The organism is Cellulomonas avistercoris (assembly GCF_014836445.1).
GTDB classification, from domain to species: Bacteria; Actinomycetota; Actinomycetes; order Actinomycetales; family Cellulomonadaceae; genus Cellulomonas; species Cellulomonas avistercoris.
Genome location: NZ_JACSQV010000006.1, coordinates 66,414 through 88,497 on the forward strand (window position 1 = coordinate 66,414; position 22,084 = coordinate 88,497).

The window sequence follows — 22,084 nt, forward strand, 5'->3', positions numbered from 1 at the left end:
CCGTCGGTTCGACCGACGGGCCCCTCGGGCGTGCCCGGGGCGCCCGGGCGGGGCGGCTGGGCCCCCGGGGCCCCCCGCCGGGGGCCCCCGGGCACTGCCCGCCGCCGGCCCGGCCCGGGGGGCCCCGGGGCCCCCCGCGACGGGGGACCAGGGGCACTGCCCGCGGCCGGCCGGGCACGCGAGAGTTCGGGCATGACCACCCTGGGGACGCGCGCCCGCGTGCACGAGACGTCCGACCGCGGCGCCGGGTCCGTCGAGTACCTCGGCGTCGTCATCGTCGTCGTGCTCGTCGTCGCGGGTGTCATCGCGGCCGCGCGCGTCTCCGACGTCGGGACGACGCTCGCGGAGCGCGTCACGTGCGCGGTGCGCTCGATCGGGACCCAGGCGGGCGACTGCGGCGGCGAGGACGTCCCGACCTACTACGGCGGCGACGCGCCCGCGGCCGGCGACGAGGACCCGGCTCCGCCCGTGGCGGGCACCGACGAGGACGCGGCACCGGGTCCGGACCGCGGCGAGGCGCCTGCGGCGCCGACGGCCGACGCCGGCGGGACGGGCGGCGGGCCCGACTTCGCCAACGCGTCCGACACGCGGCCGGCTGCGGACCAGGAGCGCGTCGACGAGGCGCTGGACGATGTGCGCGACGCGCTCGACGGCGGGTTCTGGGGTGTGCGAGCCGGTGACCTGGACGACGCCCGGGACGCGATCGCGCAGCTCAACGGCCGCGAGATCGACGCCCTCGTCGCCGAGATGAGCGACGACGAGCTCGAGCGCTGGGTCGACCAGATGGAGGACGGCTGGGTGTTCGGCGGCTGGTCCCGTGAGGAGCGCCGCGAGCTCTGGGAGATCCTGGCCGGGAACGCGTCGAAGGAGACGCTGGACCGGCTGGCCGCCTTCACGGGCGAGCTGCAGCCGTCGTTCTCCACGATCGGCGGCGACGACGCCCGGGACAAGAAGGACAGCCCGGCCAACGCCGGCGTGTACGGCGAGGTGCCGCACGACCTGGTGGTGCAGGGAGTGGACCCGGACGACATCGCCCAGGGCTCGATCGGCAACTGCTGGTGGATGGCCTCGCTGGGTGCGGTGGCGCACGCGGACCCGTCCGTCATCGAGGGCGCGATCACCTCCAACGCGAACGGCTCGTACACCGTCCGTCTCTACGACGACGGTGTGCCCGTGTACGTCACGGTCACCCCGGAGATGGTGCTGGTCGACGGCAAGCCGTCGCTGGCCCGCTCGCCGCAGTACCTGCTGAGCGACAACCAGACGACGGGGTACGAGCTGTGGCCCATGGTGATGGAGAAGGCGCTGGCGCTGCACTACGGCGACTACGAGAAGACCGAGGGCGGCACCGCCGACGTCGGCCTGGAGATCCTCACCGGCGTGCCGTCGACGAACCACGCGCCCGGTGACCTCAGCATCGAGGACCTCGCCGGCATCATCCAGGGCGGCGGAGCCGTCGGCCTGTCGTCCATGGCGCAGGGCCAGGGCAAGGACCTGCCGACGTACGGGCAGCAGGCGGGTGCGGACCGGCTCATCCGGGGGCACGCCTACTATGTGAGCGCCGTCGACACGCAGAAGGGCACGGTGACCGTGGTCAATCCGTGGGGGACCGCGATGTACCCGCCGATCACGATGACGATCGAGGACTTCGACGCGTCGTTCCGGCAGGTCCGCGTCAACGAGGTGCACCCGTGAGCCGCGCATGGAGGTCGGTGGCCGTCGCGCTGACCGTCGGCGCGCTCGCGATGGGCTGCACGACCACGGAGGAGGAGCCGGTGCCCGACGACGCCGTGCAGCTGCGCGCGAACATCCCGACCGACGTCGCGGGGCTGATCGTCGTGGCCGCCAACGTCGAGGAGGACAGCGCCGTGCTGAACGTCGGTGACGGCACCTCGCCGGCGTCGGTGCTCGACGTCGCGGTCGGCGAGACGGTCGAGGCCCTGGGCGTGTCGTTCACGCTGGTCGCGACCGAGCTGGGTGGCGACGACCGCCCCGACCTGCCCGACGCGGCCGTCTGGGTGGTCGTCGACGAGGACTGAGGCGCGGGTCGGTGTCCGCATGCGGACATATCGCCCGTGCGCCGCGCGCGAGCCGCTACCATCGGGCCGCGGTCCCGCGCGCGGTCGGCGTGCGCCGCGCACAGTGACGTGTCGAGACGAGATGAGGTCGCCCCGTGGGACGAGCTGGACGAGGGTTCCGGAGTGCTCTGGTCGTCGGGCTGGTCGCGCTGCTCGCGGCCTGCGGCGGTCAGGACGTGCCCGAGGGTGCGGTGCACCTCAAGGCGGGGGAGCCCGTCGAGGTCGACGGGCTGACGCTCACCGCCGCCAACTTCGGGGAGGACAGCATCTCGCTGATCGCCTCGGACGGCCAGGACTTCGACGACGCGGTCGACCTCACCGTGGGACGGTCCGGCGAGGTCAAGGGCAAGAGCTTCGAGCTCGTCAAGGTCGACGTCGAGGGCTCCGGCGACGACGTCGTCGAGGAGAGCGGCGAGGCCTGGGTGCTGCCCGCCGAGTGACGCTCGGCCGGCGGGGCCTGAGCCGGCTCGCCGTACGTCCTGCCGGGGGCCTCCGGGCCCCCGCTTCCGCCCCGCACCTCGGCCTTTGACGCGCCCGGCGACGGCGGGTAGCGTAGGACACCGTGCCCGCGCCGTCGGGCCCTTGCGCGTGCACTCGGTCGCCCACCCCTTGTCGGGGTGCGTCCGGGGGGCACCGGGTGGCTCCCACCTCTACCGGAACGGTCCCGTACGGGACGGTCGCCGTGCGGAGGGCCGGGGCGACACGCCCGGGCGCGGGGGTCGGTTCGGGACTCGAGACCTCCGGGGTAGTCGCGCGACGGGCGACGATCCGGGCCGAGCCGGCCGTCCAGGGTGACGGGTGCCGGTCAGACCAGAGAACACCGACAGACGGAGACGTAGTGCCTACGATCCAGCAGCTGGTCCGCAAGGGCCGGCAGGCGAAGACGAACAAGTCGAAGACGCCTGCCCTCAAGGGCTCCCCCCAGCGACGCGGTGTGTGCACCCGTGTCTACACGACCACCCCGAAGAAGCCGAACTCGGCGCTCCGCAAGGTGGCGCGCGTGCGCCTGTCCTCGGGCATCGAGGTCACGGCCTACATCCCGGGCGTCGGCCACAACCTGCAGGAGCACTCCATCGTGCTCGTGCGCGGCGGTCGTGTGAAGGACCTCCCCGGCGTCCGCTACAAGATCGTGCGCGGCGCGCTCGACACGCAGGGCGTCAAGAACCGCAAGCAGGCACGCAGCCGCTACGGCGCGAAGAAGGGCTGAGACAGATGCCTCGCAAGGGTCCCGCTCCGAAGCGGCCGCTGATCGTCGACCCCGTCTACGGCTCGCCGGTGGTCACGCAGCTCATCAACAAGGTCCTCCTCGACGGCAAGAAGACCGTCGCCGAGGCCATCGTCTACGGCGCGCTCGAGGGCGTCCGTGACAAGACGCAGTCCGACCCGGTCGTCGTGCTCAAGCGCGCGCTGGACAACGTGCGTCCCTCCATCGAGGTCAAGTCCCGCCGCGTCGGTGGCGCCACCTACCAGGTGCCGATCGAGGTGCGCCCCGTGCGCGCCACGACGCTGGCCCTGCGCTGGCTCACGGACTTCTCGCGCGCCCGTCGCGAGAAGACGATGACCGAGCGCCTCATGAACGAGATCCTCGACGCGTCCAACGGCCTGGGTGCCGCGGTGAAGCGTCGCGAGGACATGCACAAGATGGCCGAGTCCAACCGGGCGTTCGCGCACTACCGCTGGTGACCCCGGCGCTCGCTGCGGGCCCGTCGGACTGACGGGCCCGCGGCGACGCGAACGGCACCCACCTCAAGCCAACCGACAAGGGGCTACCACGTGGCACTGGACGTGCTGACGGACCTCACGAAGGTCCGCAACATCGGCATCATGGCGCACATCGATGCCGGCAAGACGACGACCACCGAGCGGATCCTGTTCTACACGGGGGTCAACTACAAGATCGGTGAGACGCACGACGGCGCCTCGACGATGGACTGGATGGAGCAGGAGCAGGAGCGCGGCATCACGATCACGTCGGCCGCGACGACCTGCTACTGGAAGAACAACCAGATCAACATCATCGACACGCCCGGTCACGTCGACTTCACGGTCGAGGTCGAGCGCTCGCTGCGCGTCCTCGACGGTGCCGTCGCCGTGTTCGACGGCAAGGAGGGCGTGGAGCCCCAGTCGGAGACCGTCTGGCGCCAGGCCGACAAGTACGACGTCCCGCGCATCTGCTTCGTCAACAAGATGGACAAGCTCGGCGCGGACTTCTACTTCACCGTCGACACGATCGTGAACCGCCTCAAGGCCAAGCCGCTGGTCATCCAGCTGCCGATCGGCTCCGAGAACGACTTCATCGGTGTCGTGGACCTGGTCGAGATGCGTGCGCTCGTGTGGCGCGGCGAGACCGCCCTCGGCGAGAAGTACGAGATCGAGGACATCCCGGCCGACCTGCAGGAGAAGGCCGAGCAGTACCGGGCCGAGCTGCTCGAGTCCGTCGCGGAGACGAGCGACGAGCTGCTCGAGAAGTTCCTCGGTGGCGAGGAGCTGACGGTCGCCGAGATCAAGGCCGGCATCCGCCAGCTCACCATCTCGTCGGAGGCGTACCCCGTGCTGTGCGGGTCGGCGTTCAAGAACAAGGGCGTGCAGCCCATGCTCGACGCCGTCATCGACTACCTGCCGACGCCCCTGGACGTCGCCGCGGTCGAGGGTCACGACGTCAAGGACCCGGAGCTCGTCGTCGAGCGTCACCCGGACGCGACCGAGCCGTTCTCGGCTCTCGCGTTCAAGGTCGCCACGCACCCGTTCTTCGGCAAGCTGACGTACGTGCGCGTGTACTCGGGCAAGGTCGAGTCGGGCGCCGCGGTGCTCAACTCCACCAAGGGGAAGAAGGAGCGCATCGGGAAGCTCTTCCAGATGCACTCCAACAAGGAGAACCCCGTCGCCGAGGCGCAGGCCGGCCACATCTACGCGTTCATCGGGCTCAAGGACGTCACCACCGGTGACACCCTGTGCGACCCGAGCGCGCCGGTGATCCTCGAGTCGATGACCTTCCCGGAGCCCGTCATCGACGTGGCGATCGAGCCGAAGACGAAGGCCGACCAGGAGAAGCTCTCCACGGCCATCCAGAAGCTCGCCGAGGAGGACCCGACGTTCCGCGTCCGCCTGGACGAGGAGACCGGCCAGACCGTCATCGGCGGCATGGGCGAGCTCCACCTCGACATCCTCGTCGACCGCATGCGTCGCGAGTTCAAGGTCGAGGCCAACGTCGGCAAGCCGCAGGTGGCCTACCGCGAGACGATCCGTCGTGCCGTCGTCAAGATCGACTACGTGCACAAGAAGCAGACCGGTGGCTCGGGCCAGTACGCCAAGGTGCAGATGACCTTCGAGCCGCTGGACCCTGCCGAGGGCGAGCTCTACGAGTTCGACAACAAGGTCACCGGTGGCCGCATCCCGCGCGAGTACATCCCGTCGGTCGACGCGGGCATCCAGAGCGCGATGCAGCTGGGCGTGCTCGCGGGCTACCCGCTCGTGGGCGTCAAGGCGATCCTGCTCGACGGTGCCGCGCACGACGTCGACTCCTCGGAGATGGCGTTCAAGATCGCCGGCTCGATGATCCTCAAGGAGGCGGTGCGCAAGGCGGACCCGGCCCTCCTCGAGCCGATCATGGCCGTCGAGGTGCGCACGCCCGAGGAGTACATGGGCGAGGTCATCGGCGACATCAACTCCCGCCGCGGCATCATCCAGTCCATGGAGGACGCGACCGGCGTCAAGGTCGTCCGCGCCCAGGTGCCCCTCTCCGAGATGTTCGGGTACGTCGGTGACCTGCGGTCGAAGACCCAGGGCCGTGCCGTGTACTCGATGCAGTTCGACAGCTACGCCGAGGTTCCTCGGGCGGTTGCCGAAGAGATCATCAAGAAGACCCGGGGCGAGTAAGTCCCACAGGTCGAACCCTGCAGTTCCAGCTACACATCCGACCCGTAGGACCGCACGTCGGGCAGGTACCGTCAGGTAACTGCCGTCGGGCAATCTCTACCAAGTCCTGAGGAGGACACCCAGTGGGCAAGGCGAAGTTCGAGCGGACGAAGCCGCACGTCAACATCGGGACCATCGGTCACGTCGACCACGGCAAGACGACGCTGACCGCCGCGATCTCGAAGGTGCTGCACGACAAGTACCCGGACCTGAACCCCTTCACGCCGTTCGACGAGATCGACAAGGCGCCGGAGGAGAAGCAGCGCGGTATCACCATCAACATCGCGCACGTCGAGTACCAGACCGAGAAGCGTCACTACGCGCACGTCGACGCGCCCGGTCACGCCGACTACATCAAGAACATGATCACGGGTGCCGCGCAGATGGACGGCGCGATCCTCGTGGTCGCGGCGACCGACGGCCCGATGGCCCAGACGCGTGAGCACGTGCTGCTCGCCCGTCAGGTCGGCGTGCCCTACCTGCTCGTGGCGCTCAACAAGTCCGACATGGTCGACGACGAGGAGATCCTCGAGCTCGTCGAGATGGAGGTCCGCGAGCTGCTGTCGTCGCAGGAGTTCGACGGCGACAACGCGCCGGTCGTGCGCGTCTCCGGCCTCAAGGCGCTCGAGGGCGACCCGGTCTGGGTCAAGTCCGTCGAGGACCTGCTGGACGCCGTGGACGAGAACGTGCCGGACCCGGTCCGCGAGATCGACAAGCCGTTCCTCATGCCCATCGAGGACGTCTTCACGATCACGGGCCGTGGCACGGTCGTCACCGGCCGTGTCGAGCGTGGCTCGCTCAAGGTGAACGAGGAGGTGGAGATCGTCGGCATCAAGGAGAAGGCGATCAAGACCACGGTCACCGGCGTCGAGATGTTCCGCAAGCTGCTCGACTACGCCGAGGCGGGCGAGAACGTCGGCCTGCTGCTGCGTGGCACGAAGCGCGAGGAGGTCGAGCGCGGCCAGGTCGTCGTCAAGCCCGGCTCGATCACGCCGCACACCGAGTTCGAGGGCCAGGTCTACATCCTGTCCAAGGACGAGGGTGGCCGTCACAACCCGTTCTACGGGAACTACCGCCCGCAGTTCTACTTCCGCACCACCGACGTCACCGGCGTCATCACGCTGCCCGAGGGCACCGAGATGGTCATGCCCGGCGACAACACGGAGATCTCCGTCACGCTGATCCAGCCCATCGCGATGGAGGAGGGCCTCGGCTTCGCCATCCGCGAGGGTGGCCGCACCGTCGGCTCGGGTCGCGTCATCAAGATCACCAAGTGATCCTGGCCCCTCGGGGCTGATCCACCACGCAGGGCCCGGGAGCTTCGGCTCCCGGGCCCTGCGTCGTTCTCGGGCCCTGCGTCGTCCCCGGGCGTGCAGGGCGGTGCACCGGTACTGTCGCGCGGTGGACGAGCGCGGACGGCAGCGGCACGAGGCCCCGGGGCAGGTCGAGGCACGGCAGCGACGGATCGGGTGGGCGGTGGTGGCGGGCGGCGTCCTGGTCGCGGTCGTGGTCGCGCTCGTCGTGCGTCCGTGGGGCGACGGCGGGGCCGGCCGCGACGCGGTGGTGCAGGTGCCGCGGGGGAGCGGTGACGCGGCGACCCTCGTGCTGGATGCCCGGGCGGACCGCGTGCTGGTCACCGGGGGAGCGCCCACGGGCACGTTGCTCGACGTGCGGGGGGCCGGCGGTGACGCGACGGCCACGCACACCGCGACGGCGGGCGAGCAGGACGTGCGGGTCGCCGGCACGACCGCCACGGTCCGGCTGGCGCCCGGCGTGCGTTGGACGCTCCGCGTGACGGTGGGCGCGGACGACGCGGACCTCGACCTCGCGGGACTGGACGTGCAGGGCGTCGAGGTCGGTGGTGGCGCCGGGGGCGTCGGCGTGGCGCTGCCCCCGGCGGACGGCACGATGCGCGCGGTCGTGCGCGCGGGGGTGGACGACCTGCGGTTCCGCCTGTCGCGCGGTGACGCGGCCCGCGTCGCGGTGGCGTCCGGCGCAGGGTGGGTGGACGTCGACGGGGCACGCACGGGTGGTCTCGGCGCCGGCGCGGAGCTGACGACGACGGGCTTCGACGCCGACGCGGACCACTGGGAGCTCGTGGTCGAGGGGGGCGCGGGCGGCGTCACGGTCGACCACCTTCCCTGAGCCCGGAGACGTCGTCGGCGCGCGCGAGCGGGGGTGTGACACAGGCGGAGTTGCCCTTTCCTCGTCCCGTCTGGCAGACTGTCGGGGTTGCCCGCCGGGGTGTGCGTTCACGCGCGCCTATCGGCTGGGCGGACAGACGTGGCGAACGCTCGGACCCCGGGGTCACTCGGTGGGGGGCGTTCGACGACAACCACGGCCCCTTTCCGGGAACGGAACGCAGCACGAAGGTGCGTCGCGCAGAGCGACACGCCCGAGTGCGGGGGTCGGACGGACCGGTATTTCGAGAGAGAGAAGTAGACGACGCCATGGCGGGACAGAAGATCCGCATCCGGCTCAAGTCCTACGACCACGAGGTCATCGACAGCTCGGCGCGCAAGATCGTCGACACGGTGACTCGCGCTGGTGCGTCGGTCGTGGGTCCGGTGCCGCTGCCGACGGAGAAGAACGTCTTCTGCGTCATCCGGTCGCCCCACAAGTACAAGGACAGCCGCGAGCACTTCGAGATGCGTACGCACAAGCGGCTCATCGACATCATCGATCCCACGCCGAAGGCCGTCGACTCGCTCATGCGTCTCGACCTGCCTGCGGACGTGAACATCGAGATCAAGCTCTGATACCGCTGGGAAGGGACTGATCTTCATGGTTACCCAGCAGAACGCGCGCCCCGTCACGGCGCTGCTCGGCACCAAGCTCGGCATGACGCAGGTGTGGGACGAGGCAGGCCGCCTCGTTCCCGTCACCGTCGTCGCCGTGGGTACGAACGTCGTGACGCAGGTCCGCTCCGCTGAGAGCGACGGCTACAGCTCGGTCCAGCTGGCCTACGGCCAGATCGACCCGCGCAAGGTCACCAAGCCGCTCAAGGGCCACTTCGAGAAGGCGGGGGTCACCCCCCGTCGGCATGTGGCCGAGATCCGTACGTCCAACGCTGCCGAGTACACGCTCGGGCAGGAGATCACGGCCGGTGCCTTCGAGGCCGGCCAGGTCGTGGACGTCACCGGTACCACCAAGGGCAAGGGCACGGCGGGTGTGATGAAGCGTCACGGCTTCCACGGCGTCGGCGCCTCCCACGGTGCGCACCGCAACCACCGCAAGCCCGGCTCGATCGGTGGCGCATCGACGCCGTCGCGCGTGTTCAAGGGCATCAAGATGGCCGGTCGGATGGGCGTCGCCCGTCAGACCACCCAGAACCTGACCGTGCACGCGATCGACGTCGAGAGGGGTCTGCTGCTCGTCAAGGGCGCAGTTCCCGGCCCCAAGGGTGGCGTCGTGGTCGTGCGTTCCGCTGCGAAGGGTGCGTGACCTCGATGAGCGACACGCTGACCGTCGACGTCCTCGACGAGAAGGGCAAGAAGGCCGGAACGGCCGACCTGCCCGGTGACGTCTTCGACGCCACGACGAACATCCCGCTGATCCACCAGGTCGTCGTCGCCCAGCTCGCCGCCGCGCGGCAGGGCACCCACGACACCAAGAGCCGCGGCGAGGTCCGCGGTGGTGGCAGGAAGCCGTACAAGCAGAAGGGCACCGGCCGCGCCCGTCAGGGCTCGACCCGTGCGCCGCAGTTCGCCGGCGGTGGCGTCGTCCACGGCCCGACCCCGCGTGACTACTCGCAGCGGACCCCGAAGAAGATGAAGGCCGCGGCGCTCCGCGGTGCTCTCTCGGACCGCGCGCGTGCCGGTCGCGTCCACGTCGTCACGGGCTTCGCCCCGGGCGAGGTCCCGTCGACCAAGTCCGCCATCGCGGTGCTCGACAACCTCTCCGGCCGCAAGCACGTCCTCGTGGTCGTCGAGCGTCAGGACGAGATCACCTGGAAGTCGCTGCGGAACGTCGAGCGGGTCCACCTGCTCGTCGCCGACCAGCTCAACACCTACGACGTCCTCATCTCGGACGACGTGGTCTTCACGCAGGGCGCGCTCGACGCGTTCCTCGCCGGCCCCGTCAAGGGCGCGAAGGCTGTCGCTTCCGAGTCCGAGGCCAACGAGGAGACGAAGTGACCGACGTCGGCAAGGACCCGCGCGACATCCTGATCGCGCCGGTCGTCTCGGAGAAGAGCTACGGCCTGCTCGACGAGGGGAAGTACACCTTCCTCGTCGACCCGCGGGCCAACAAGACCGAGATCAAGATCGCCGTCGAGCACGTCTTCGGCGTCAAGGTCGAGTCGGTCAACACCGCGAACCGTCAGGGCAAGGCCCGCCGGACCCGCTTCGGCATCGGCCGCCGCAAGAACACGAAGCGTGCGATCGTCACCCTCCGCGAGGGCTCGATCGACATCTTCGGCGGACCGGTCGGCTGACCGAGAGCGAAGAGGACTTACTTTCATGGGAATCCGTAAGTACAAGCCGACGACGCCTGGCCGCCGCGGCTCGAGCGTCGCCGACTTCGTCGAGATCACGCGCTCGCAGCCGGAGAAGTCGCTCGTCCGTCCGCTGCACAAGACCGGCGGTCGCAACGCGACCGGTCGCATCACGACGCGTCACCAGGGCGGCGGGCACAAGCGCGCCTACCGCGTGATCGACTTCCGTCGTCACGACAAGGACGGCGTGCCGGCCAAGGTCGCGCACATCGAGTACGACCCGAACCGCACCGCGCGCATCGCGCTGCTGCACTACGCGGACGGCGAGAAGCGGTACATCCTCGCCCCCAACAAGGTGTCGCAGGGCGACATGCTCGAGGCAGGTGCCGGGGCGGACATCAAGCCGGGCAACAACCTCCCGCTGCGCAACATCCCGACCGGTACGGTCATCCACGCCATCGAGCTCAAGCCCGGCGGCGGCGCGAAGATCGCACGTTCGGCAGGTGCCTCGGTGCAGCTCGTCGCGAAGGACGGGCCGTACGCGCAGCTGCGCATGCCGTCCGGCGAGATCCGCAACGTCGACCTGCGCTGCCGCGCCACGGTCGGCGAGGTCGGCAACGCCGAGCAGTCGAACATCAACTGGGGCAAGGCCGGCCGCATGCGCTGGAAGGGCAAGCGCCCGACCGTCCGTGGTGTCGCCATGAACCCGATCGACCACCCGCACGGTGGTGGCGAGGGCAAGACGTCCGGTGGACGTCACCCCGTCAGCCCGTGGGGCCAGTCCGAGGGCCGCACCCGTCGTCCGAACAAGCCGAGCGACAAGCTCATCGTGCGCCGTCGGCGCACCGGCAAGAAGCGCTGATAGGAGCCCGAGAGAATGCCTCGCAGCCTCAAGAAGGGCCCGTTCGTCGACGGCCACCTGCAGAAGAAGGTCGACGCGCAGAACGAGGCCGGTACGAAGAACGTCATCAAGACGTGGTCTCGTCGTTCGATGATCACGCCCGACTTCCTCGGCCACACGTTCGCGGTGCACGACGGCCGCAAGCACACCCCGGTGTTCGTGACGGAGTCGATGGTCGGGCACAAGCTCGGCGAGTTCGCCCCCACGCGGACGTTCCGCGGCCACGAGAAGGACGACCGGAAGGGCCGTCGCCGCTGACCCCCGGGTCAGCCTGGTGACGCCCTGACGGCAGAGACAAGAGAGCAGGACAGCGATGGAAGCCAAGGCGAAGGCGCGGTTCGTCCGCGTCACGCCCCAGAAGGCCCGCCGCGTCGTGGACCTCATCCGTGGCAAGCAGGCGGCGGAGGCCGTGGCGGTGCTGAAGTTCGCGCCGCAGGCCGCGGCGGAGCCCGTCTTGAAGACGGTGCAGTCCGCGGTCGCCAATGCGGTCGAGGGGGCCAAGCGCAACAGCGAGCGACTCGACGAGGCAGACCTCTTCATCTCGGAGGTCTTCGTCGACGAGGGTCCGACGCTCAAGCGGTTCCGTCCGCGGGCGCAGGGTCGGGCCAGCCAGATCCTCAAGCGCACGAGCCACATCACCGTGGTCGTCGCTGAGCGTGAGACGAAGGGACGGGCCCGATAGTGGGACAGAAAGTCAACCCGCTCGGGTACCGCCTGGGCATCACGACCGACCACCGTTCGCGATGGTTCGCGGACTCGACGAAGCCGGGTCAGCGCTACCGCGACTACGTCCGTGAGGACGTGCAGATCCGCAAGCTCATGAGCACGGGTCTCGAGCGCGCCGGCATCGCCAAGGTCGAGATCGAGCGCACCCGTGACCGTGTGCGCGTCGACATCCACACCGCCCGCCCGGGCATCGTCATCGGGCGTCGTGGCGCGGAGGCCGACCGCATCCGCGGCGAGCTCGAGAAGCTCACGGGCAAGCAGGTCCAGCTGAACATCCTCGAGGTCAAGAACGCCGAGATCGAGGCTCAGCTGGTCGCCCAGGGCATCGCCGAGCAGCTGGCGAGCCGTGTCTCGTTCCGCCGTGCCATGCGCAAGGGCATCCAGTCGGCCCAGCGCGCGGGTGCCAAGGGCATCCGTGTGCAGGTGTCCGGCCGCCTCGGTGGCGCGGAGATGAGCCGTACGGAGTTCTACCGCGAGGGTCGTGTGCCGCTGCACACGCTGCGCGCGAACATCGACTACGGCTTCTTCGAGGCTCGCACGACCTTCGGCCGCATCGGCGTGAAGGTCTGGGTCTACAAGGGCGACATGACGGAGAAGGAGTGGGCACGCGAGCAGGCCTCGCAGGCTCCCCGTCCTTCCCGTGGTGGCCCGCGCGGCGACCGTGGTGACCGCGGTGACCGTGGTCCTCGCACCGGGGCACGCCGTCCCGAGCGTCAGGACGCCCCCGCTCCGGCCGCCGAGCAGGCGCCCGCAGCGCAGGCGCCCACCGAGTCCGGAACGGAGGCCTGAGCCGTGCTGATCCCGCGCAGGCTGAAGCACCGCAAGCAGCACCACCCGGGGCGCTCCGGCGCCGCGACGGGTGGCACCACGATCTCGTTCGGTGAGTACGGCATCCAGGCTCTCGAGCCGGCCTACGTCACGAACCGGCAGATCGAGGCTGCACGTATCGCCATGACCCGCCACATCAAGCGTGGGGGGAAGGTCTGGATCAACATCTACCCGGACCGTCCCCTGACGAAGAAGCCCGCCGAGACCCGCATGGGTTCCGGCAAGGGCTCGCCCGAGTGGTGGATCGCCAACGTCAAGCCGGGCCGAGTTCTGTTCGAGCTCGCCGGTGTCCCGGAGCCGCTCGCGCGTGAGGCCATGCGCCGCGCGCAGCACAAGCTCCCGATGAAGACACGTTTCATCGTGCGCGAGGGTGGTAACTGATGGCTATCGGAACCAAGGAGCTGGCTCCCACGGAGCTGGACACCTTCGACGACGAGAAGCTGGTCGCCGAGCTGAAGAAGGCCAAGGAGGAGCTGTTCAACCTCCGCTTCCAGTCCGCGACCGGTCAGCTCGAGAGCCACGGACGCCTCAAGGCCGTCCGCCGCGACATCGCGCGCATCTACACGATCCTGCGCGAGCGTGAGCTCGGCATCCGTACCGCACCGAGCGCGGAGTGAGGCAATCATGACCACCAAGCACGAGCAGACGACGGCGACGTCGGAGCCCCGCGCGGACCGCAAGACCCGCCGCGGCTACGTCGTGTCCGACAAGATGGACAAGACGGTCGTGGTCGAGGTCGAGGACCGCGTCAAGCACCCGCTGTACGGCAAGGTCATCCGCCGGACCAGCAAGGTCAAGGCGCATGACGAGCTGAACGCCGCCGGCGTGGGCGACCTGGTCGAGATCATGGAGACCCGGCCGCTGTCGGCAGCCAAGCACTTCCGGCTCGTCGAGATCCTCCAGAAGGCCAAGTAACCCTGCAGCCGGCCGCGAGGCCTGCGCAGCACAGCACCACGACAGTTGCCCACGACGCGGGCGGGTCTCCCGCCCGCGGCGTGTGCACCACGGCAACCATCCGGATGGCCAGGCTCGCCGCCATCGTGCGAGCGAGAACCCGCCAGACGACAGGAGTAGGTAGATGATCCAGCAGGAGTCGCGACTGCGTGTCGCCGACAACACGGGTGCCAAGGAGATCCTCTGCATCCGTGTGCTCGGCGGTTCCGGCCGCCGTTACGCGGGCATCGGTGACGTCATCGTCGCCACCGTGAAGGACGCCATCCCCGGCGGCAACGTCAAGAAGGGCGACGTCGTCAAGGCGGTCATCGTCCGCACCCGCAAGGAGCGTCGGCGCCCCGACGGTTCGTACATCAAGTTCGACGAGAACGCGGCTGTGATCCTCAAGAACGACGGCGAGCCTCGTGGCACGCGCATCTTCGGCCCGGTGGGCCGGGAGCTGCGTGACAAGAAGTTCATGAAGATCATCTCGCTCGCTCCGGAGGTGATCTGACCATGGCGAAGATCAAGAAGGGCGACCTCGTCCTCGTGATCTCGGGCCGCGACAAGGGCCAGCAGGGACGCGTCCTCGAGGTGCTCCCCGAGACGCAGCGCGTCGTGGTCGAGGGCGTCCAGCGTGTGCAGAAGCACACGAAGGCCGGCCAGACCTCGCGCGGCACCCGCACCGGTGGCATCGAGACGATCGAGGCCCCCATCCACATCAGCAACGTGATGCTCGTGGACCCGGAGACCAAGAAGGGCACCCGGGTCGGCTACCGCACCGAGCAGGTCGAGCGCGACGGGCGCACGCGCAACGTGCGCGTCCGCGTCGCCAAGCGCTCCGGTAAGGACATCTGATGACCGAGACCACCATCGAGGCCCCGGCTCTGCCGCGGCTCAAGACGCGCTACAACGACGAGATCCGGTCGGCGCTCTTCGAGCAGTTCAGCCACGAGAACATCAACCAGGTGGCGCGACTGGTCAAGGTCGTCGTCAACATGGGTGTCGGCGACGCCGCGAAGGACTCCAAGCTCATCGAGGGCGCGATCCGCGACCTGACCCAGATCACGGGCCAGAAGCCGCAGGTCACGAAGGCTCGCAAGTCCATCGCGCAGTTCAAGCTGCGCGAGGGCATGCCGATCGGCGCGCACGTCACGCTGCGCGGCGACCGTGCCTGGGAGTTCCTCGACCGCCTGCTGTCCACCGCGCTGCCGCGCATCCGCGACTTCCGCGGCCTGTCGCCCAAGCAGTTCGACGGTCACGGGAACTACACGTTCGGCCTCGTGGAGCAGTCCGTGTTCCACGAGATCGACCAGGACAAGATCGACCGTGTCCGCGGTATGGACATCACGATCGTGACCACCGCGACGACGGACGACGAGGGCCGCGCGCTCCTCAAGCTCCTCGGCTTCCCGTTCAAGGAGAACTGACATGGCGAAGACCGCCCTCATCAACAAGGCGGCCGCGAAGCCCAAGTTCGCGGTCCGCGGTTACACGCGTTGCCAGAAGTGCGGACGTCCGCACTCGGTGTACCGCAAGTTCGGCCTGTGCCGGATCTGCGTGCGGGAGATGGCCCACCGTGGCGAGCTCCCGGGCGTGACGAAGAGCAGCTGGTAATCCAGCGCTGCTGGTAACACCCTCCTGACGTCGGTAGGTCCGCGGCCCTGAACACAGGGCCGCGGATACCCCGGCGAGAAAGGGCTGACGCCCGATGACCATGACCGACCCGATCGCAGACTTCCTGACTCGTCTGCGCAACGCGAACTCGGCGCACCACGACACGGTGACGATCCCGTTCTCGAAGCTCAAGAGCCACGTCGCCGAGATCCTGCAGGCCGAGGGCTACATCTCCGGCTGGACCGTCGAGGACGCGCCTGTGGGCAAGAACCTCACGATCACGCTGAAGTACGGCCCCAACCGCGAGCGTGCGCTCGCCGGCGTCAAGCGCGTGTCCAAGCCGGGCCTGCGCGTGTACGCCAAGTCGACCAATCTGCCGAAGGTGCTCGGCGGCCTGGGTGTGGCGATCCTGTCCACGTCCTCGGGGCTGCTCACCGACAAGCAGGCCGCCAAGAAGGGCGTGGGTGGGGAAGTCCTCGCCTACGTCTGGTAAGTCCGAGACGGAGAGGAGAACAGCCATGTCTCGAATCGGCAGGATCCCCGTCCCGGTGCCGGCAGGCGTCGATGTCGCCATCGACGACCGCGTGGTGACGGTCAAGGGTCCCAAGGGAACGCTCAGCCACACCATCGCGGCGCCCCTCACGGTGGACCGCGACGACGCGGGCGCCCTCGTGGTGTCGCGTCCCGACGACGAGCGCAACTCGCGCTCGCTGCACGGCCTGACCCGCACGCTGCTGGCCAACCTGGTCACCGGCGTGACGGAGGGCTACACCAAGAAGCTCGAGATCGTCGGCACCGGTTACCGCGTGCTGGCGAAGGGTGACAACCTCGAGTTCGCACTCGGCTTCAGCCACCCCGTGGTTATCGAGCCCCCGGCCGGCATCACGTTCGCGGTCGAGTCCGCGACGAAGTTCTCGGTCCAGGGCATCGACAAGCAGCAGGTGGGCGAGGTCGCCGCGAACATCCGCAAGATCCGCAAGCCGGAGCCCTACAAGGGCAAGGGCGTGCGGTACGCGGGCGAGAACGTGCGCCGCAAGGTCGGAAAGGCTGGGAAGTAGCCATGGCTATCGGCATCAGAGGCAAGGGCACGACCGTCGCTCGTCGGCGTCGTCACCTGCGCCTGCGCAAGAAGGTGGTCGGTACGGCTGCTCGTCCCCGCCTCGTCGTGACGCGCTCCGCGCGGCACATGACCGCTCAGGTCGTGGACGACGCGATCGGCAAGACGCTCGCGTCTGCGTCGACCCTCGAGGTCGACCTGCGTGGCGACGACGGCGACAAGACCGCCAAGGCCCGCAAGGTCGGCGAGCTCGTGGCCGCTCGTGCCAAGGCTGCCGGCGTCGAGGCCGTCGTGTTCGACCGTGGCGGCAACAAGTACCACGGTCGGGTCGCTGCGGTCGCCGACGGCGCCCGCGAGGGCGGTCTGAACCTGTGACGACGAACTCCGCATCGAAGAAGAGGACTCTCTGATGGCTGCTCCTCAGCGCAGCAACACCGGTGCCGGTGGCACCGGCGGCGACCGCCGGGACGGCGGCCGTCGTGACGGCGGGCGGCGTGACGCCCCCGAGAAGAGCGCGTTCGTCGAGCGCGTCGTGACGATCAACCGTGTCGCCAAGGTCGTCAAGGGCGGCCGCCGGTTCAGCTTCACCGCGCTGGTCGTGGTGGGCGACGGCGACGGCACGGTCGGCGTCGGCTACGGCAAGGCCAAGGAGGTGCCCGCGGCGATCGCCAAGGGTGTCGAGGAGGCGAAGAAGAGCTTCTTCCGCGTCCCCCGCATCCAGGGCACCATCCCTCACCCCGTCACGGGTGAGAAGGCCGCCGGTGTCGTCTTCCTGCGTCCCGCGTCGCCGGGTACCGGTGTGATCGCCGGTGGTCCGGTGCGCGCGGTGCTCGAGTGCGCCGGCATCCACGACGTGCTCAGCAAGTCGCTCGGGTCGACCAACGCCATCAACATCGTGCACGCCACGGTCGAGGCCCTGCGCTCCCTCGAGGAGCCCGAGGCCGTGGCCGCCCGTCGTGGGCTGCCGCTCGACCACGTCGCGCCGCACGCGCTGCTGCGCGCGCAGGCCGAGGGTCGTGCCGCTGCGTCGGCGAAGGCAGGTGCATGATGGCCCGCCTCAAGGTGACCCAGACCCGTTCCGCCATCGGCGGTAAGCAGAACCAGCGCGACACGCTGCGCACCCTGGGCCTGAAGCGGATCGGCGACGTCGTCGTCAAGGAGGACCGCCCTGAGATCCGCGGCATGGTCAACACGGTGACGCACCTGGTCGCGGTCGAGGAGGTCGAGTGACCATGGCCGACGACAAGAAGGCTGACAAGACGGCCGACGACACGACGGTGACCGAGGCGCCCAAGGCTGCCAAGAAGGCTCCGGCGAAGAAGGCCACCGCCAAGACGGAGTCCGCTCCGGCTGCGGAGAAGAAGACCAAGGCGGCCTCGTCCGCCAAGGCCGACTCCTCCACGACCGAGTCCTCCGCGAAGGCCGACAAGGCCCCGGCGAAGAAGAAGGCCCCGACGGCTGCCGCCAAGGCCGCCGCCGAGGCTGCTGCCCAGCCCGGCGCCGGTGGCACCCTCAAGGTGCACCACCTGCGTCCGGCCCCGGGCGCCAAGACCGCCAAGACCCGCGTGGGTCGTGGTGAGGCGTCCAAGGGCAAGACGGCCGGCCGTGGTACCAAGGGCACCAAGGCCCGGTACCAGGTGCCGGACCGCTTCGAGGGTGGGCAGATGCCGCTGCACATGCGGCTTCCCAAGCTCCGTGGCTTCAAGAACCCGTTCCGCGTCGAGTACCAGGTCGTCAACCTGGACAAGCTCTCGGCGCTGTACCCCGACGGTGGCGACGTGACGGTCGCCGACCTGGTTGCCAAGGGCGCGGTCCGCAAGGGCCACCGCGTCAAGGTGCTGGGCGACGGCGAGCTGACGGTCAAGGTCTCCGTCGACGTGGACAAGTGCTCCGCATCGGCGAAGGACAAGATCGAGGCCGCCGGCGGGAGCGTCGCGCAGGGCTGACGCCCCGCAGACGTCCGCACGGTCGGACCACACGCAGCGGGCGGTCCCGGGAGAGATCCCGGGGCCGCCCGCTGCGTCGTTGTCGGCACCCTTCCGGTCCCGGCAGGCGCACACCGTGGTGCGCCACGCTGCCCGGCCGACGCAAGTCCCGGCGCGGTGTCTCCGAAAGTCGTCCTGACGTGCACCTCGCCCGGCACGGCGACGGGCCCTTGTGCGGGGTCGGCGCGCGCATCGCACTGCCGATCACGCGTGGTCGACGGCACGAGCCGTCGCACCGCGTGGCCGATCCACGTCTCGCCCTGGCGAACGGTTGCCAGGTCTGACCTGCGGCGCGGCGGCGAACGGGTGACGCGACAGCGTCGTGTCATGACCGCCCATGGCATCCGGTTGCGGTTTCGGGCGTCCGGGTGAAACAGATCGGCGGCCTGGGGAGTAGCACCCGGCGTTGTGCGCCTCTAGGTCCGGGTGTGGCCCGGTGTGGCCCTTGTGTCCTGATGGACGCCCGTCCTGGACGACTGACCTACTTGAACCTGCAAGCAGGTACCGGAACCGAGGCCCACAGGGGCTCGCCCGGCCGCCACCGGCAGGACCAAGGGGGACGACGAAGATGCGAGCAGGCACGAGGGCGGGGGAGCAGGTGCGCGCGCGGCGCATCGGGCTCGCGCTCGTCGTCGCGCTCACCGTGGGCACCGTCGCCACGGCCGTCGACGTCGCCGGCGCGCCCGCGGCGCAGGCGGCAGCCGGCGATGCGGGCAGCAGCGCGACGGGAGCGCCGGTGTACGCCACCGGCGGCACCGGTGCGCACAACGACCGGATCGCTTGGCTGACGTGGGGCGCGGACGCCGCCAACATCCCCAACAACACGATCGCGTCGAACTGGCACGAGGTGGGCCCGGCCCAGCGCGTCGAGGTCAGCTGCACCATCAGCAACCTCAACGGCGCTGTCGAGGTCTACCGGCCGGGGGGCTACAACGGCGACGGGCTCGACGGCATGTACAACGTCGGCGGTTCGGGCGGCGCCAATCAGCTGCGCCACGGGATCCTGTCCCGGGGCGGCTCGAGCAGCAACCTCCTGCAGCGGACGTTCACCGTGACGTGCGGTGCCTCGCTCGTCGAGTTCGACGGTCAGGGCTGGGGGGCGGCCAACCGGGGCACCAGCCGTGCGCTCGACCTCGGCGGCCTGGTCGTGGCCGACGCGGAGTCCATGAGCTCCAGCGAGTCGCTCGCCGTGACGGCGAACAACAGCCCGGTCGCAGCGCCTTGGCGGGTCCTCAGCCGCAGCGCCGGCGGGTGCTCCAACGCGGACTACCGCATCCGCGCCACGCTCTCGAACAGCAGCAAGACGCTCACGCTGAGCAACCGGGACGACGAGTGCACGAGCGGGGCCGGCACGGCGAACGCCGTGCTGCTCGCGACCGGAGTCTCCTCGCTCAGCTTCACGCTGCGAGGCGCGGGCGGCAACGCCGTCGCGATCGGCTACGTGCTCGGGGCCGACTTCGGTGACGCGCCCGCCTCGTACGGTGTCGCGGGCGGCGTCGTCGTTCCCACGTGGACGGGGACGACGCTCAGCTCCACGACGGACGTCGCCGGCTACGCCTGCACCGGCATCATCCCCTGCAACCGCGCGGCGATCACGGCGCCCCAGCTCGCGGGCATGGCGGCGCCGACCACGACGCTCGGCGCCTCGGCGCTCCCGAACAGCTCGGTGCCGCACTCCGCCGGCGCCACGGGCGACGGCAGCGGTGACGAGGACGCCTTCACCGGGCTCACGCTCGCAGCGCCCGCGGTGTACCCCGGGGTCACGACGACGTACCAGACGACCGCGAAGTGTCGCGGCACGGCCGCGAGCCGTGTGGCGGGCTGGATCGACTGGAACCGTGACGGCGACTTCCTGGACGCCGGCGAGCGGTCGGTCGGCGACACGGCGTGCACCAGCACGGCGAACGACGGCGGCAACGTGACGCTCACCTGGAACCTGCCCGCCGGAACCGTCGCGGGGCCCTCGTTCCTCCGGCTGCGGGTCTCGACCGCTGCGAGCGACCTCGCCTCTCCCGTCGGCGCCTCCCTGCTCGGTGAGACCGAGGACTGGGCCGTCACCGTGCAGGTCGCGAAGCTCGAGGTCGAGAAGAGCGCCGGCGGCGCCACCGAGGTGCCCGGCGCCGGTGGCACGGTCACCTACAGCGTGACGCTGCGCAACACCGGCAACCTCGACTTCACCGCCGCGCAGCCGGCGTACCTCGTGGACGAGGTGGCCGGTGCGCTGGACGACGCGAGCCTCGGCACGCTCTCGGCCACCCGGACGCCCGCAGGCCCCTCGGTCGGTGCGCCCGTCCAGACCGGCAGCCGGATCACCTGGAGCGGCGCGCTCGCTGCGGGCACCTCGGTGACCGTGAGCTACCCGATGACCGTCAAGGTGGTTCCGGGGAACCGGATCATGACGAACCTCGCGCGGGCCTCGACGGTCGCGATCGCCGCGGGCACGCCGGTCGTGTGCGACCTCGGGTCCGCCGAGCTCAGCGCGAAGAGCTGCGCCCGCGTCGAGCTGTGGGCCCTCGGTGTCGACGTTGTCAAGCGTGCCTACGTCCCCGGCACGTCGACGCCGCGTGCGACCGGCGCGGTGCTCGCGCCCGGCACGTCCGTCGAGTGGCGCTACACCGTCACGAACACCGGCAGCGCGGCGCTGACGAACGTCCGCCTGACCGACGCGTGGACCGAGAGCCGCACCACCGCGGCCGGGACCACGCCCACCAGCGGGGCCGTGCTCATCACGTGCCCGGGGCTGCCGGCCGCCACCACGGTCGTCATCCCACGTATCGAGCCAGGTGCCGCGGCTGCGGTGACCTGCACCGGTCAGAAGGCGGTGGTGCCGCATCCGTGACGGACGGTCCGCCGCACCACCTGACCGCAGCACCCACGCACTCGCAGACGCCCGCCCGGACGTGCTGCTCCGCCCTCCGGGCGACCACCCTCAGAAAGGCATCACCATGAAGAACAAGACCAAGGGCCTCATCGCCGGCGTCGCCGGGATCGCGCTGCTCACCGGTGGCTCGACGTTCGCGCTCTGGAGCGCCCAGGACTCCGTCGCCGGTGGCACCATCACCAACGGTGACCTGAACGTCACGGCTGCCGCCGCGCTGTCGTGGGTCGACACCTCGGCCGACCGCACCGACGCCGACCACGTGATCAACCTGAGCACCTGGCGCATGGTTCCCGGCGACACCGCCGAGGGCACCGTCGCCGTGGACGTCACGCTGATCGGTGACAACCTGGCCGCCGAGCTCGCCCTCACGTCGACCGCGCCGGTCGACCTCAACGGGCTCGAACTCTCCTACGAGGTGTACAAGGAGGGCGACACCACGACGCCGGTCGCGACCGGTGCGTACGGCGCCCCCGCCGCGCTCCGCTTCGCCGCCAACACGACGAGCCAGGAGACGACCTCGCCCACCACGATCCTCGTGGAGAGCGACGGCACCACGACCCTCACGGTCGTCATCACGGCGAGCTTCGCCGACACCGGCGTGACGCAGGCCCGTGACGACGTGAACGCCGCCACCGCGCTCGGCAACCTGGGCGTCTCGCTCACGCAGGTGCGCGAGGACGCGGGCTTCACCACCCCGTGATCCCCCGGGTGGGGCGGGCCGCACGGCC

Annotated in this window: 31 protein-coding genes; all 31 read left to right on the forward strand. The window is 70.0% G+C overall.

Annotated features, from left to right (window positions below):
- Positions 1–192: 192 nt before the first annotated feature.
- The 31 genes from H9657_RS08405 (at position 193) to H9657_RS08555 (ending at position 22,056) form a co-directional block, all read left to right on the forward strand.
- On the forward strand, positions 193–1,695 hold the full coding sequence (locus tag H9657_RS08405) for a C2 family cysteine protease (RefSeq protein WP_191782338.1): 1,503 nt from the start codon (positions 193–195) through the stop codon (positions 1,693–1,695).
- Complete coding sequence (locus H9657_RS08410) at positions 1,692–2,039, forward strand: hypothetical protein (protein ID WP_191782340.1); 348 nt, start codon at positions 1,692–1,694, stop codon at positions 2,037–2,039. Before H9657_RS08405 ends, H9657_RS08410 begins: the two co-directional genes overlap by 4 nt.
- 134 nt (positions 2,040–2,173) lie before the next feature.
- Positions 2,174–2,518 (forward strand): hypothetical protein, encoded by a 345-nt coding sequence (locus tag H9657_RS08415; RefSeq protein ID WP_191782343.1) that lies wholly within the window; start codon positions 2,174–2,176, stop codon positions 2,516–2,518.
- A gap of 398 nt (positions 2,519–2,916) precedes the next feature.
- On the forward strand, positions 2,917–3,285 hold the full coding sequence (gene rpsL / locus H9657_RS08420; RefSeq protein ID WP_013117883.1) for a 30S ribosomal protein S12: 369 nt from the start codon (positions 2,917–2,919) through the stop codon (positions 3,283–3,285).
- A 5-nt stretch (positions 3,286–3,290) separates the two neighbouring features.
- Positions 3,291–3,761, forward strand: a complete 471-nt coding sequence (gene rpsG, locus H9657_RS08425) for a 30S ribosomal protein S7 (RefSeq protein ID WP_135973049.1) — start codon at positions 3,291–3,293, stop codon at positions 3,759–3,761.
- A gap of 90 nt (positions 3,762–3,851) precedes the next feature.
- The gene (gene fusA / locus H9657_RS08430) at positions 3,852–5,954 is read left to right on the forward strand and encodes an elongation factor G (protein WP_191782345.1); all 2,103 of its coding nucleotides are present in this window, start codon (positions 3,852–3,854) and stop codon (positions 5,952–5,954) included.
- Between the two features lie 122 nt (positions 5,955–6,076).
- Entirely contained in the window at positions 6,077–7,270 is a 1,194-nt protein-coding gene (gene tuf, locus H9657_RS08435) for an elongation factor Tu (protein WP_191782347.1), read from the forward strand.
- A gap of 124 nt (positions 7,271–7,394) precedes the next feature.
- Positions 7,395–8,138 (forward strand): hypothetical protein, encoded by a 744-nt coding sequence (locus H9657_RS08440; protein WP_191782348.1) that lies wholly within the window; start codon positions 7,395–7,397, stop codon positions 8,136–8,138.
- 305 nt (positions 8,139–8,443) lie between these two features.
- Positions 8,444–8,752, forward strand: a complete 309-nt coding sequence (gene rpsJ / locus H9657_RS08445; RefSeq protein ID WP_013117879.1) for a 30S ribosomal protein S10 — start codon at positions 8,444–8,446, stop codon at positions 8,750–8,752.
- Positions 8,753–8,777: 25 nt separating this feature from the next.
- Complete coding sequence (rplC, locus tag H9657_RS08450; protein ID WP_191782349.1) at positions 8,778–9,437, forward strand: 50S ribosomal protein L3; 660 nt, start codon at positions 8,778–8,780, stop codon at positions 9,435–9,437.
- 5 nt (positions 9,438–9,442) lie between these two features.
- Positions 9,443–10,129 (forward strand): 50S ribosomal protein L4, encoded by a 687-nt coding sequence (rplD, locus tag H9657_RS08455; protein WP_191782350.1) that lies wholly within the window; start codon positions 9,443–9,445, stop codon positions 10,127–10,129.
- On the forward strand, positions 10,126–10,428 hold the full coding sequence (gene rplW, locus H9657_RS08460) for a 50S ribosomal protein L23 (RefSeq protein WP_191782351.1): 303 nt from the start codon (positions 10,126–10,128) through the stop codon (positions 10,426–10,428). Before rplD ends, rplW begins: the two co-directional genes overlap by 4 nt.
- Before the next feature lie 25 nt (positions 10,429–10,453).
- Positions 10,454–11,290, forward strand: a complete 837-nt coding sequence (gene rplB, locus H9657_RS08465; protein ID WP_191782352.1) for a 50S ribosomal protein L2 — start codon at positions 10,454–10,456, stop codon at positions 11,288–11,290.
- Between the two features lie 15 nt (positions 11,291–11,305).
- On the forward strand, positions 11,306–11,587 hold the full coding sequence (gene rpsS / locus H9657_RS08470) for a 30S ribosomal protein S19 (RefSeq protein ID WP_013117874.1): 282 nt from the start codon (positions 11,306–11,308) through the stop codon (positions 11,585–11,587).
- A gap of 55 nt (positions 11,588–11,642) precedes the next feature.
- On the forward strand, positions 11,643–12,011 hold the full coding sequence (gene rplV, locus H9657_RS08475; RefSeq protein ID WP_013117873.1) for a 50S ribosomal protein L22: 369 nt from the start codon (positions 11,643–11,645) through the stop codon (positions 12,009–12,011).
- Positions 12,011–12,844 (forward strand): 30S ribosomal protein S3, encoded by an 834-nt coding sequence (rpsC, locus tag H9657_RS08480; RefSeq protein WP_191782353.1) that lies wholly within the window; start codon positions 12,011–12,013, stop codon positions 12,842–12,844. The genes rplV and rpsC overlap by 1 nt, the downstream gene beginning before the upstream one ends.
- A 3-nt stretch (positions 12,845–12,847) precedes the next feature.
- Positions 12,848–13,264 carry a 50S ribosomal protein L16 gene (rplP, locus tag H9657_RS08485; RefSeq protein ID WP_191782354.1) on the forward strand — a complete coding sequence of 139 codons (417 nt, stop codon included), beginning with the start codon at positions 12,848–12,850 and terminating at the stop codon, positions 13,262–13,264.
- Positions 13,264–13,500 carry a 50S ribosomal protein L29 gene (rpmC, locus tag H9657_RS08490; RefSeq protein ID WP_225214955.1) on the forward strand — a complete coding sequence of 79 codons (237 nt, stop codon included), beginning with the start codon at positions 13,264–13,266 and terminating at the stop codon, positions 13,498–13,500. The genes rplP and rpmC overlap by 1 nt, the downstream gene beginning before the upstream one ends.
- Before the next feature lie 7 nt (positions 13,501–13,507).
- Positions 13,508–13,798: a 30S ribosomal protein S17 gene (gene rpsQ, locus H9657_RS08495; protein WP_191782355.1), complete on the forward strand. Its 291-nt coding sequence runs from the start codon at positions 13,508–13,510 to the stop codon at positions 13,796–13,798.
- Between the two features lie 163 nt (positions 13,799–13,961).
- Positions 13,962–14,330, forward strand: a complete 369-nt coding sequence (gene rplN, locus H9657_RS08500) for a 50S ribosomal protein L14 (protein ID WP_013117868.1) — start codon at positions 13,962–13,964, stop codon at positions 14,328–14,330.
- A 2-nt stretch (positions 14,331–14,332) separates the two neighbouring features.
- Complete coding sequence (gene rplX / locus H9657_RS08505; RefSeq protein ID WP_191782356.1) at positions 14,333–14,674, forward strand: 50S ribosomal protein L24; 342 nt, start codon at positions 14,333–14,335, stop codon at positions 14,672–14,674.
- Positions 14,674–15,246 (forward strand): 50S ribosomal protein L5, encoded by a 573-nt coding sequence (gene rplE, locus H9657_RS08510; protein ID WP_191782357.1) that lies wholly within the window; start codon positions 14,674–14,676, stop codon positions 15,244–15,246. Before rplX ends, rplE begins: the two co-directional genes overlap by 1 nt.
- 1 nt (position 15,247) lies before the next feature.
- Entirely contained in the window at positions 15,248–15,433 is a 186-nt protein-coding gene (locus tag H9657_RS08515; protein WP_046528982.1) for a type Z 30S ribosomal protein S14, read from the forward strand.
- Positions 15,434–15,527: 94 nt separating this feature from the next.
- The gene (gene rpsH / locus H9657_RS08520; protein ID WP_191782362.1) at positions 15,528–15,926 is read left to right on the forward strand and encodes a 30S ribosomal protein S8; all 399 of its coding nucleotides are present in this window, start codon (positions 15,528–15,530) and stop codon (positions 15,924–15,926) included.
- A 25-nt stretch (positions 15,927–15,951) separates the two neighbouring features.
- Positions 15,952–16,491, forward strand: a complete 540-nt coding sequence (rplF, locus tag H9657_RS08525) for a 50S ribosomal protein L6 (RefSeq protein WP_191782365.1) — start codon at positions 15,952–15,954, stop codon at positions 16,489–16,491.
- A 2-nt stretch (positions 16,492–16,493) separates the two neighbouring features.
- Entirely contained in the window at positions 16,494–16,865 is a 372-nt protein-coding gene (gene rplR, locus H9657_RS08530; RefSeq protein WP_191782367.1) for a 50S ribosomal protein L18, read from the forward strand.
- 34 nt (positions 16,866–16,899) lie between these two features.
- Entirely contained in the window at positions 16,900–17,538 is a 639-nt protein-coding gene (gene rpsE / locus H9657_RS08535; RefSeq protein WP_191782370.1) for a 30S ribosomal protein S5, read from the forward strand.
- Positions 17,538–17,720: a 50S ribosomal protein L30 gene (rpmD, locus tag H9657_RS08540; protein WP_191782373.1), complete on the forward strand. Its 183-nt coding sequence runs from the start codon at positions 17,538–17,540 to the stop codon at positions 17,718–17,720. The genes rpsE and rpmD overlap by 1 nt, the downstream gene beginning before the upstream one ends.
- Before the next feature lie 2 nt (positions 17,721–17,722).
- Entirely contained in the window at positions 17,723–18,436 is a 714-nt protein-coding gene (gene rplO / locus H9657_RS08545) for a 50S ribosomal protein L15 (RefSeq protein WP_191782616.1), read from the forward strand.
- 607 nt (positions 18,437–19,043) lie between these two features.
- A complete protein-coding gene (locus H9657_RS08550) occupies positions 19,044–21,314 on the forward strand; it encodes a CshA/CshB family fibrillar adhesin-related protein (RefSeq protein WP_191782376.1) in 2,271 nt (756 codons plus the stop codon).
- Between the two features lie 106 nt (positions 21,315–21,420).
- Positions 21,421–22,056 carry an alternate-type signal peptide domain-containing protein gene (locus H9657_RS08555; RefSeq protein ID WP_191782379.1) on the forward strand — a complete coding sequence of 212 codons (636 nt, stop codon included), beginning with the start codon at positions 21,421–21,423 and terminating at the stop codon, positions 22,054–22,056.
- Positions 22,057–22,084: the final 28 nt, after the last annotated feature.

Coding starts and splice junctions, on each gene's coding strand:
- rpmC (WP_225214955.1), top strand. CDS start 13,264: ATGGCTATCGGAACCAAGGAGCTGGCTCCCACGGAGCTGGACACCTTC.
- rpsH (WP_191782362.1), top strand. CDS start 15,528: ATGACCATGACCGACCCGATCGCAGACTTCCTGACTCGTCTGCGCAAC.
- H9657_RS08555 (WP_191782379.1), top strand. CDS start 21,421: ATGAAGAACAAGACCAAGGGCCTCATCGCCGGCGTCGCCGGGATCGCG.
- H9657_RS08405 (WP_191782338.1), top strand. CDS start 193: ATGACCACCCTGGGGACGCGCGCCCGCGTGCACGAGACGTCCGACCGC.
- rplN (WP_013117868.1), top strand. CDS start 13,962: ATGATCCAGCAGGAGTCGCGACTGCGTGTCGCCGACAACACGGGTGCC.
- H9657_RS08550 (WP_191782376.1), top strand. CDS start 19,044: ATGCGAGCAGGCACGAGGGCGGGGGAGCAGGTGCGCGCGCGGCGCATC.
- rplF (WP_191782365.1), top strand. CDS start 15,952: ATGTCTCGAATCGGCAGGATCCCCGTCCCGGTGCCGGCAGGCGTCGAT.
- H9657_RS08515 (WP_046528982.1), top strand. CDS start 15,248: ATGGCGAAGACCGCCCTCATCAACAAGGCGGCCGCGAAGCCCAAGTTC.
- rplC (WP_191782349.1), top strand. CDS start 8,778: ATGGTTACCCAGCAGAACGCGCGCCCCGTCACGGCGCTGCTCGGCACC.
- rpmD (WP_191782373.1), top strand. CDS start 17,538: ATGGCCCGCCTCAAGGTGACCCAGACCCGTTCCGCCATCGGCGGTAAG.
- rpsE (WP_191782370.1), top strand. CDS start 16,900: ATGGCTGCTCCTCAGCGCAGCAACACCGGTGCCGGTGGCACCGGCGGC.
- rplO (WP_191782616.1), top strand. CDS start 17,723: ATGGCCGACGACAAGAAGGCTGACAAGACGGCCGACGACACGACGGTG.
- rplV (WP_013117873.1), top strand. CDS start 11,643: ATGGAAGCCAAGGCGAAGGCGCGGTTCGTCCGCGTCACGCCCCAGAAG.
- rpsG (WP_135973049.1), top strand. CDS start 3,291: ATGCCTCGCAAGGGTCCCGCTCCGAAGCGGCCGCTGATCGTCGACCCC.
- rplX (WP_191782356.1), top strand. CDS start 14,333: ATGGCGAAGATCAAGAAGGGCGACCTCGTCCTCGTGATCTCGGGCCGC.
- rplR (WP_191782367.1), top strand. CDS start 16,494: ATGGCTATCGGCATCAGAGGCAAGGGCACGACCGTCGCTCGTCGGCGT.
- rplE (WP_191782357.1), top strand. CDS start 14,674: ATGACCGAGACCACCATCGAGGCCCCGGCTCTGCCGCGGCTCAAGACG.
- rpsS (WP_013117874.1), top strand. CDS start 11,306: ATGCCTCGCAGCCTCAAGAAGGGCCCGTTCGTCGACGGCCACCTGCAG.
- rpsJ (WP_013117879.1), top strand. CDS start 8,444: ATGGCGGGACAGAAGATCCGCATCCGGCTCAAGTCCTACGACCACGAG.
- rplB (WP_191782352.1), top strand. CDS start 10,454: ATGGGAATCCGTAAGTACAAGCCGACGACGCCTGGCCGCCGCGGCTCG.
- rplD (WP_191782350.1), top strand. CDS start 9,443: ATGAGCGACACGCTGACCGTCGACGTCCTCGACGAGAAGGGCAAGAAG.
- rpsQ (WP_191782355.1), top strand. CDS start 13,508: ATGACCACCAAGCACGAGCAGACGACGGCGACGTCGGAGCCCCGCGCG.